This is a genomic window from Marinospirillum sp., assembly GCF_014859565.1.
This window is the reverse complement of sequence record NZ_JACUUA010000283.1, coordinates 1-3,677: the sequence shown is the minus strand read 5'-3', so window position 1 is coordinate 3,677 and position 3,677 is coordinate 1. Positions and strand designations below refer to the sequence as shown.

Annotated in this window: 4 protein-coding genes; 2 read left to right on the top strand and 2 right to left on the bottom strand. The window is 45.0% G+C overall.

All coding sequences use genetic code 11. From position 1 onward, the window contains the following. Positions 1-185, top strand: a 185-nt coding sequence (locus tag IBX50_RS18370) for a hypothetical protein (protein WP_292257852.1), incomplete at its 5' end; no start/stop codon positions are given. Between the two features lie 494 nt (positions 186-679). Further along, complete coding sequence (locus tag IBX50_RS18365) at positions 680-1,030, top strand: hypothetical protein (protein ID WP_292257851.1); 351 nt, start codon at positions 680-682, stop codon at positions 1,028-1,030. 951 nt (positions 1,031-1,981) lie between these two features. On the opposite strand, the gene IBX50_RS18360 is transcribed toward IBX50_RS18365, so the two are convergent. Next, positions 1,982-2,716, bottom strand: coding sequence for an NYN domain-containing protein (locus IBX50_RS18360; RefSeq protein WP_292257850.1), 735 nt, complete (start codon positions 2,714-2,716; stop codon positions 1,982-1,984). Between the two features lie 169 nt (positions 2,717-2,885). Beyond that, positions 2,886-3,458, bottom strand: a complete 573-nt coding sequence (locus tag IBX50_RS18355) for a hypothetical protein (RefSeq protein ID WP_292257849.1) — start codon at positions 3,456-3,458, stop codon at positions 2,886-2,888. Positions 3,459-3,677 lie beyond the last annotated feature (219 nt).

Genomic DNA, 3,677 nt, shown 5'->3' with positions numbered 1-3,677 from the left:
AAAACATGCCTGAATTGCAAATGGAACTGGCTTTTCAGTCCATGGGTAAAGGCACGATTGCCAATGAATGGTATGCCCGTGCTGATTACGACCTCAGCAGCAAGCTGAATATGCCGATCTCTGTGTCTGGGCGCTTTGATATGGCTGATGGTGCGTTTTCTCTGGGTGGAGCCTATCACTTTTAGTAAGCAAGTAAACCACATGACCTGCTCGACCAGTGAATCAATTGCAGCAGGTTGGTTTTATTGTGCAGCAGAGTGTCCACTTTAAGCGCAGAACAAGTGGGCACTTTGTCAGCTTACACACCAAGGTAAATCGACGATGAAATCTAAGCGACGGTGTGCCAAGCCCATAATTTATGTGGGGCTCGCTTTTTTTATCTCTGGTTGCGCCACTATGCAAGATTTAGGCAGCAATTATGGTCAGGAGCTCGGCTGCCTCACCGGCATGGTTGCCGGTGCAATAATTGGCAACCAAGTTGGAAGTGATTCCACGGGCGCGATGCCGCACTTATTTATGAGACATAGCTGAAAGATGGGTCATATGATTTTATCGACCTATCAGTCTAATCAACGATTCTTAAAAAAAACATAAAGGAGATTTATTGTGCGCTTATCGGATTTCATATGGTCAATTTTCACTGGCGGCATCAAGGCAGTTCTAGGACTTTTTGGCCTTTTTGCTTCTACAGCAACACAAAAAAAAAGAAACCAGCTTTAGTCCTGACGAATTCTTAAAATCCCTGGCTGCAATTGAAGGAATCTGTACGGCCTCAGAAAAACATATATATCCGGAATTTGACGATGCTGAGGCAACCGAAATCTGGGTAACGCTAGAAAACGGTACAGAAAAAAGATTTATACTGTTCAACACACAATTCCCACTAAGATCCGGCCACAGACTCAGAGTCACCTATTCATCAGCATTAAACATTAAAACCAATGAAAGCTTTTTGGAGTCAGAAAACTTTGCGCTAAAAATTGATAATGCAAGTACTGACTCACGCTGTATACCGTTTTCCATCTCATGATGTTTATTACATGTTTACAGGTCAATACATTACACGTGGGCACTTTGCCAGTATAATCTTATCTGTAATCACAGGGTTCTTTTCCTTTATGTTGTTTATAGGGGGTGTGGGTTTTTTTTTGGATCCACGCGAGCCACTTCTAATCAGCTTAATTTTTTTACCGCTTTCGGTGTTACTGGGGATGGTGTCTCGCAATATATTTGCAAGCAGATATAAAAAAACAAAGCAAGATGCTGAGCTGAAATTTATAGATCGGGAGTTAAACAATGTCTAGCCTCTTCTTCCTGTAAAATAAAAGATGAACATTGATTCTGGAAAGATGAACATTGATTCTGGAAAAGACCCCAAAAGTGTTCACGATCAAATCAGAATGCCTGTTCACCATCGATCAGAACAGGTGTTCACGTTGAGTTAGAATGAGTGTTCACGATGCTGCAGAATACGCAGCCATTCCATTTTTTAGAATTTCCAGAGCTCCATATTCTGGGAATTCGAGACGGTTTATGTAAAATCAATGACTTACACCAGAAATTCCATATTTCCAAATTTCTGTATTTTGAAATTTACAAATTTCGGGATTTTGGAAATTTCAACCGCCTTATGGAAAATTAATGACTTAGCCCAAATTTTCCATATTTCCAGAATATGGTATTTTCGACCACACGCCGTGGTCGGGGAGGCGTAACCTTGTACTTGGCTTGCAAGGTTACAATGGGGAAAACCCATCCAGAGGCAAATCTATGTCCAGCTCACAGTTCCTTCGCATGTACGGTTACCCCAGAGGTCAGCAATCCGCTGCCGGTACACTTGTGTCGGTGATTACCGAGGGGCTGAGGGATGAAACCCATATTGGGCCTTCTACCAAGCAGTTTACCGTGCAAGCCGAGCTATTTCGGCAATGCCTTACCACCAGTTTGCGCTGAATAAATAAGCTCATGGCTGAATAAGAGCTCAGTGACGCCGGTTGCGTATGAAGACTGCTGTTCCATTACCACCTTTTGTTTCGAGTAAATCAATAGCACGCACCAAATCCCCCAGTTTCTTGTAGCCATAGTTGCGTGGATCAAAAGGCCCCTGGTTTTTAATCAGGCTACCGACAGCTCCAAGAGATGACCAGCCGCTCTCATCTTTGGCGGCCTCAATAGCTTTGCGAAGCAGGTTCATCAGTCGTGTATCGCCCTTGAGTTCGTTACCCGTTTTTTGTTTGTAGCCGTTGCCGGTTTCCTGTGTTTCAGTTGCGGTGCTTTCCAGTTGCTCAAGGTACAGGAATTCGTTGCAGGCATGAGTAAAGGCGTCCGGTGTTTGGCGGCGACCAAATCCAAGCACAAACAGCCCTTCTGCACGCAAGCGCATGACCAGTGGCGTAAAGTCACAATCACTGGAAACCAGGGCAAAGGCATCCACCTTGCCGCCATAAAGAAAATCCATGGCATCGATGGCAACAGCCATATCAGTGGCATTCTTACCCTTAATTAGTGCAAACTGCTGGATTGGTTGGATTGCGTATTCATGCAGGCAGGACTCCCAGTTCTTGAGGTAATCACTTTTCCAATTGCCATAAGCACGACGAACATTGATAGTGCCATAACCTGCCAACTCATTTAGCACTGCCTCAATACGGTCACTGGGAGTGTTGTCTGCATCAATCAGCATGGCGATACGTAGCTTGCTTGTTTGTCCTGACATTAAAACTCCTTTTATTTCACTGCACGAATAATGCGTTCAAGAAGGTTTGCGCCTGCGTAGGTCAGTTGCAGGTAACTGCCGGCACGGTGCCCTGCAGCAATGGGCTGGTAGGTTGCAGGATCACCATAGCTGACCAGATGGAGATCTGGTGTTTTTTTGCTTCCTTGCCTTACCTTATCTGACGTATAGCTCCATAAATCCGCTGATAACGCGCGTCGGTAGGTTCTACACCGCCATAGTCCTTTGCAAGAGCATTTTGCAACGACTCACCAGAGTTCAGCGCGCAAATCAAAAAAGCATACAGCTGCAAGGTGGTGGCAACCTGGTAGCCACGAGCTTCTTGCAGCACCCTGATCATAGGGGTTATTTGTCCTGTCAGTCTAACAAGCTCTTTGCCCTTGTCTGTCACACCAACTTCACGTGCTCTTCTGGCTGCCAGACTGCTGACACTGGATGCCTGATCACCTCGATAGAGCAGCTGTAACCCGCTTCGCCCTCTTCTGGGTGCGCCATCCATCAACCGATTAAGAGCATGTTTAAAATGCGCATATTCTTTTTGGTTCAAGGTGGTATCAGCCAAACCGGCAATGGTGGAGATCGCCAGTCCTTTGCCCTCTTCAGCGGCGCATCGCAGAAAACATTCATACTGGTGAACGGACAATGCAAGATCTGCAGCAGCATTCAGTCCGACTAACAGTTGTCGAATGGCCTTATTCTGAATGAGTGTAATTTGTTGATTCATAATCTGAGTCATTTGCGCTGATTTTTTTCGTGGATTGCAATCATAGCGCGTATAACAGAGAAATTCTGTCCATTCGTGACTTGAATGTCATCATCACAATGCCTGCGAAGTATCGTTTTTTGGGTTTTATGTATAATTTATAGCGATTTTGTTGTTCGATCACCCGAGCGGGGAAGGCATCTTTGACAGACCAGAAAACCGAAGTGATTCTTCAAATAT